The organism is Pontibacter sp. BAB1700 (assembly GCF_000277005.1).
GTDB classification, from domain to species: domain Bacteria; phylum Bacteroidota; class Bacteroidia; order Cytophagales; family Hymenobacteraceae; genus Pontibacter; species Pontibacter lucknowensis.
Genome location: NZ_AKIS01000230.1, coordinates 1 through 2,035 on the forward strand (window position 1 = coordinate 1; position 2,035 = coordinate 2,035).

Consider the following 2,035-nt stretch of genomic DNA (forward strand, 5'->3'; position numbering starts at 1 on the left):
TCAAAAGTTTGGCCCTGTTGCTGTAAGGACTTACGCCAGTACACCAACAGGGCCAGTAAATTGAAATATAGAGATGACACAGTTTAGATTACACTCCCCTTCAAATAAGTGAAGGGAAAGCGCCTACACCTCATTTTCTCGAGCACAATAATCACATATTCTATAAAAACTCCTGAAGGCTTCTTCCCTATCAATTATCACACTACTAATTGAAAAAATAAATTTTTCTTGACACTTGCCGATCATGTTCCTTCATTAACCAAGGGCAGTCATTCGTTAACGTTTCCTGCAGGATTTCTTCATTATCGTAAATCAGTGCGTGATGTTTCCAAAACCAAAGGGACAAAAGGTTGGCATTTTTACTCCAAGGCTCTGGCTGGGCTAATTCCCCGATAAACGCAGTGATTATCACATAGCCCCCTGTGGCTGTCCTCTTTAAGACGATGAAAGTATTACTGCAGGCAACAGGTTGACGATTCATCACAAACTTGGTATGTCCTGCACGCCCTCTCCTGACAGCATATACAGTATTATCTTCCTTTTCAACCTTCACAAGGGTATTTTCCCCGATTATCCTGTTGAAGCCAACTTGCGCCTCAAAGAACTCCTTGTCACCACACTCTACCTTACCGACTATTTCAGCTAGCAGTGGCGTAACTCTTGCGTGCAGGTGGCTGTTTATCCTATCATAAACAACCTTCCCATCTTTAGACCTAAATACCTTACGGACGTTATATGCCTCTGATTTGCCGTAGTGTGTTTCAGAGGGCCTAATGTGAAAGCAGACTTCATCACCACAAACAATACCTGCGCATCGCAGTGCACTTGCAGAAATAAAGACATCGTCCACTTCATCATGCACAATGAATCCATATCCTTTCACTGGGTGTTGGGACCTTACTTCACCTATAAAATCTCGATTTAAAACTCTCTCCATATAACAGTCTATATTAAGCTTCTTCTACTTTATCTGAAAAATATCTTTCTATCACCTTTACTTTATTGTGCCTCTCGCACCATTCGTACGCCTCATCCGGTGTCAGTGCGATGATTTCACTACTACCCCAGCTTTGATTTTCAGAATATTTGGCGTAATGGCTCAAAGGCCCTCCTTCGCCATATAGGAACCATGCGCCCTTTTTTGTAATGTACAGCTCTTCTAATTCTCTTCTGAAATCATTTGCACTCAAATTGTTCCAATAGCTTGCCACCTCAGTTGCTGTTTCTGTATCGTACAGCTTTCCATTAATAATCTTTTGCATTTTCGTTTTATATTTATGGTTAATTTATCCTATTATGCCGCCATCGATAGTTTCCGAGCTTGCCTAGAGTAGCCGGACTTCTTGTAGGGACGGATTTGCACTATTTTCCCGCTTGCGCATTTGCGAATGTGTCCTTTCACAGAGAACTTCTCCCCTTTTATGTAACTCGTATAGTATGAGGCGTCAATCACATTAATTGGGTATTTGAAATCTGTTTTGACAGTTCCCAGCGAGGTTTGGCAGGTACGGCTTCGCTTCGTAGAGATGACTTTTTCCTGTAGCTCCACATATTTTCTAAATGAAAGGAATATGTGCATGAAGCAAAGGTCATCAACAGGGGAAGTGCCAGTACGCCCCCTTTTCAGTGATGCACTATGAATCAGCTCCACAACTACTCCTTTTATCTTGCCCTTGCTGTAAGTGATAAGCCTGTTTCCACAGTACAAGAAAAGGTCGATTTCGGCAAACTCACCCATCATCTTCACTTTATATAGCAGACTTGCATCACTTACAAGAAGTATTCCTTGTGTATCATAAAGCTCCTTCCCTATAAACTCTGCATCAGGCGACATCGCATCACTTAAGGTTGACCTGCAGAGGTAATCTACTGTTGGCTTCCTCGCAACGATGGACCTTGCTAACTGGAGGTAAGGGGCAAAGTTGCTTAGTTCTTCTGGCTCGACCGGCCAATCCAGCTTACCTTTCTGCACCTGGTCAATAATAGGGTACTTTTCTTTTTTAATCCTCATATCTAATTATTGTTTTTATATATT

General features: G+C 41.9%; 3 protein-coding genes. All 3 read right to left on the minus strand.

Going from position 1 to position 2,035, the window contains the following annotated elements:
* Positions 1–205: 205 nt before the first annotated feature.
* The 3 genes from O71_RS22285 to O71_RS20490 are packed head-to-tail and all read right to left on the minus strand — an operon-like array spanning position 206 to position 2,011.
* Positions 206–937, minus strand: a complete 732-nt coding sequence (locus tag O71_RS22285) for a cold shock domain-containing protein (protein ID WP_007660967.1) — start codon at positions 935–937, stop codon at positions 206–208.
* A gap of 13 nt (positions 938–950) precedes the next feature.
* Entirely contained in the window at positions 951–1,262 is a 312-nt protein-coding gene (locus O71_RS20485; protein WP_007660968.1) for a hypothetical protein, read from the minus strand.
* 32 nt (positions 1,263–1,294) lie between these two features.
* Complete coding sequence (locus O71_RS20490; protein WP_007660969.1) at positions 1,295–2,011, minus strand: hypothetical protein; 717 nt, start codon at positions 2,009–2,011, stop codon at positions 1,295–1,297.
* Positions 2,012–2,035 lie beyond the last annotated feature (24 nt).

What these genes read in the sequence shown, in the direction of transcription:
- O71_RS22285 (WP_007660967.1), bottom strand. Translation starts at nt 937, where the DNA reads ATGGAGAGAGTTTTAAATCGAGATTTTATAGGTGAAGTAAGGTCCCAA.
- O71_RS20485 (WP_007660968.1), bottom strand. Translation starts at nt 1,262, where the DNA reads ATGCAAAAGATTATTAATGGAAAGCTGTACGATACAGAAACAGCAACT.
- O71_RS20490 (WP_007660969.1), bottom strand. Translation starts at nt 2,011, where the DNA reads ATGAGGATTAAAAAAGAAAAGTACCCTATTATTGACCAGGTGCAGAAA.